The organism is Sulfuricurvum sp., assembly GCF_023250475.1.
Taxonomy (GTDB): Bacteria; Campylobacterota; Campylobacteria; order Campylobacterales; family Sulfurimonadaceae; genus Sulfuricurvum.
Genome location: NZ_JAHFAQ010000172.1, coordinates 1 through 3,497 on the forward strand (window position 1 = coordinate 1; position 3,497 = coordinate 3,497).

2 protein-coding genes and 1 pseudogene are annotated in these 3,497 nt (G+C 41.1%); all 3 read right to left on the bottom strand.

What is annotated here, in order from left to right; all coding sequences use genetic code 11:
- A pseudogene (locus Q0C19_RS11585) lies at positions 1–1,322 on the bottom strand (hypothetical protein); the annotation flags it as partial.
- Between the two features lie 11 nt (positions 1,323–1,333).
- The gene (locus Q0C19_RS11590) at positions 1,334–1,618 is read right to left on the bottom strand and encodes a hypothetical protein (RefSeq protein ID WP_295056216.1); all 285 of its coding nucleotides are present in this window, start codon (positions 1,616–1,618) and stop codon (positions 1,334–1,336) included.
- Positions 1,619–1,680: 62 nt separating this feature from the next.
- Entirely contained in the window at positions 1,681–2,997 is a 1,317-nt protein-coding gene (locus tag Q0C19_RS11595) for a TolC family protein (protein WP_295056220.1), read from the bottom strand.
- Positions 2,998–3,497 lie beyond the last annotated feature (500 nt).

Below are 3,497 nucleotides of genomic sequence, written 5' to 3' on the forward strand. Positions count from 1 at the left end.
TTGTAGTACAGATCAAAAGCACCACTGGACTGAGTAGGAAGATAGACAAGAGGTTTTCCATTAACAGCAGCTTCACGCTCTACACTTGTCACCATACTAGAAGTCCCCGCCCATTGTGCCAACAGCGTATCGACCTGTGCCATCATCTGATCATGGGTCTCATAGGTAGTACTCATCGATTGCAATGTACTCGTCAATCCCGCCGAGAGGGTCGAAGCCTCACGCAGATCACGCACCATCCCACTCCCCTGCATATCTGGAAGAGCCAATGCTGTATCGGTCAGGGTTAGGTGATCGGTAAACTCGCTGTAAAACGGGTTTTGGGAGAAGTTTAGATTACCGGCTGCTCCGGTATCTTCGGTGAGGTTAAGGGTTCCGCTATCTCCCGTCGTTCCGTTGGTCTTAGTATAGGTTCCTTTGGCGATTTGGACGTTACCGTTGGATACCGTGTTGGAGGTTGTTGACGTGAGGTTGATGGACGTGATACCAAGTTCGTTTAGGGTATGAAGTTCACCTGCTTGGCTGATACCGTCACTATTGGTGTCTTGCCAGATACGAACTTTGGTGAAGTTGGTGTCCCCTGCATCGAACTTGCCGTTATGGTTAGTATCTTCTGCCGATAGTGCCGCGAAACCGTCAGACGCTTTGGCACCATTTACGAGGGTTTGATCTCCGAACAACTCTCCACCGTTATCGATAGTGCCGTTACCGTTACGATCCAGTACGACGAACCCGTCATCTCCTTTTATCCATCCCGTCCCTGTTTTTACTCCATCACCGTCATAGTCAAACAGTACTTGGGTTGTCGAAGTAATACCCAGTGTTTCGATACCGTCTCCGTCGAGGTCGAGGACGAGCGGATCACGGCGGGGTGGAGTCCAGTTGCGAGCTGCATTAAAAAAATCATTGAGACGCGGAGTAAGCATCCCTTCTTTTTTTAGCATCCAATCTTTTAAATCGTGTAATTTTCTTTGTAAATCATCTTGGATTTCGAAGGGATTGTAATTATTTCCATCAGCATAATCTAATACGGCGAGACCGATGCCAATTCCCAATAGCAATCCTTCAGCTGGAGCTAATGCTCCTCCTAGCATTGCCAATTCAGCAACCCCCAAAGCCACACCACCTAATGCATTTAGCGCAGATTCATAATCATGCTCACTGGCTGTCCCATTATGGATTTTATCTATCAGGAGTGCTAAACTTGTCATTGCGCTTGGATTGGATGAAAGAAATCCGACATATGGGGCTTGAGGACCAGGTATATAACCTAAATATGTCAAATCTCCTGCGATTTCATTTGCTTGTTCAATATTTGTCATTTGTCTTACTCCTATTTAGTGATACTTAAAATTAAACCGATCAGGATGAAAATTCCACCTACCTTAGAGCATACTTTCCATATCCATGGACCTGAATTCATATCCCTTAATGCCTTTTTTTCACGAGAAGTTAGTTCCTGATTTTGAGATAGCTTTTCTTCAATGATTTCTGTAAGTTCTTGAAGATATGCTCCACTTTTGTAAAACCAATAAATCTTCCACTTCCACCAAAAACCAAATACAATAATCAAAAGTCCTACGATAATAAGTGTGCTTGGCTCAATCATTTTTATCATCTCCAAAAAATTCTATTTTTTGCATCATGCCACTCTCCTTGTATATTTGAAGTTTTGATTTTTCATAGTCTTTTGCACTCTTCCACCCCTCTATGTTGTAATTTCAACGCTTCCGCCTCATAGGCATGTTGTATCATCTCGCTTTCCAATGTCAACTCCCTCTCTAATGTTTCAAGTTTCACACTCACCTCACTCACCGCATCCGCTTCACCCTGCTCTCTTAAACGTTTGATCATTGCTATTTTGGAGCGGGATTCATTGACGATAAGGGTATTGTTCTTTTGCAGTTGGGTTAAGCGATCTATTTTTTGTTGAGAGGTTTGGGTCTGGGCATCGAACTCACGCTTTGCAAGGTCATACTCTTCGCTCAATCGATCCCGCTCGAAATGCAGACGTGCTGATTCGCTGTTGTATTTGAACCCTTCGAACAGATTCCATCTCAGGCTAAGTCCTGCGTTCCAGCTGTTAGGTTTCATATCCTCAAATGCCTGAGCGGCATTGTGCATATCAGAACCGTAGAGGTAATAGTTGGAATAAAGTGACAGTACCGGAAGCTGGGTACGGATGTTGAGAGAGATTTCGGCATTCTTTTGGTCAATCTTCTCTCTGTATTGGCGAGCTTGGGAGTTCTCTTCGAAACTGCCTAGGTGTATCTCTTCGGCTTTGATGTCCAAAGGGAGCAGTTGGGTCGATTTGAGATCAAGCTCTATATGGGAGAGTTTGGTGAGTGCTATGAGGTTCTCTTCATAACTCATTTGAGCGCGTTCTATATCACGCTCCAGTTCTATGAGACGTATCGCTTCATCCCCTACCGATACACGATACTCTTTCCCTGCACCATAGAGACGTTGTTTGAGGGTATAGAGTTCTTGACGCAGTTCGTGCATTTGGTTTTTATAGCGCTGTTCACTTTGAGCTTTTTGAGCAGTGGCGTAAAGGTCTAGGAGTTCACGAAAAAGCTTGGTCTCTTCGTTACACACTTCGAGCTTTTTGGATCGGATCTCTTTTTTAGACATCTCGATCTGTTTGAGAGTGGTACCGAAGTGATAGAGCTCGTAGTTGAGACTTAGTGCCAATGAGCCCTTATTACGAACGGTTGAATTGATCGTAGTCCCCCCGACCGAAAGGGTACCAGAAGTCGCTTGATCGAGGTTCTTATTATATTCTCCGCTGTAAACGAGTGAAAGCTGTGGATAGAGGTTTGAATAGACACTCTCCAATCGGGCTTGTTCGATTGAGGTATCGATATTGCGAAGTTTAAGGCGGTGGGAGTTTTCCAAAGTGGACAATTTCAGTTGCTCGAAAGTGATCTCTTGTGAAAAAGCAATAATCTCAAAAGATAGAAGAAGCAAAATGGTTTTCTTTATACTGATCATCATTAACAAACAACCTACAACAAAACTTAATAAAAATATATATTATTATTTTTAAGGTCATAAAATAGTCATGTTTAAATCTTCTTTACATATATGGTTTAATCATAATAATTGTTTTTAAATATTTATACATATTTAAAATACGTCACTTGCGGTAGTTTTACATATTTAGCTATTATTAAAAATAATATAACTATTTTTTAGTGATTTCAAACATCTTGTTACCATATGTAACATTTTGACATTTTAATGTATGAAAAATCTTAATTTATTACTGTTTGTTTCCTAATGTCAATATTACATAGGCATTACTATCATTTGTAGTTTTTAGATAAATAAGATAATTTTATGACGAGTAACAAGTGTTTTTCGTATAGATTATTGCAGATTTTGAGGGCTTAAATACAGAGTAGGGGAAAGTGTACGAAAAACACTTTCGGAATTCTATAATATACGAATACTAAATTTTGAGGTTTTCCAACGATCCATACTCAATTAATGAT

Coding starts and splice junctions, on each gene's coding strand:
- Q0C19_RS11590 (WP_295056216.1), bottom strand. CDS start 1,618: ATGATAAAAATGATTGAGCCAAGCACACTTATTATCGTAGGACTTTTG.
- Q0C19_RS11595 (WP_295056220.1), bottom strand. CDS start 2,997: ATGATGATCAGTATAAAGAAAACCATTTTGCTTCTTCTATCTTTTGAG.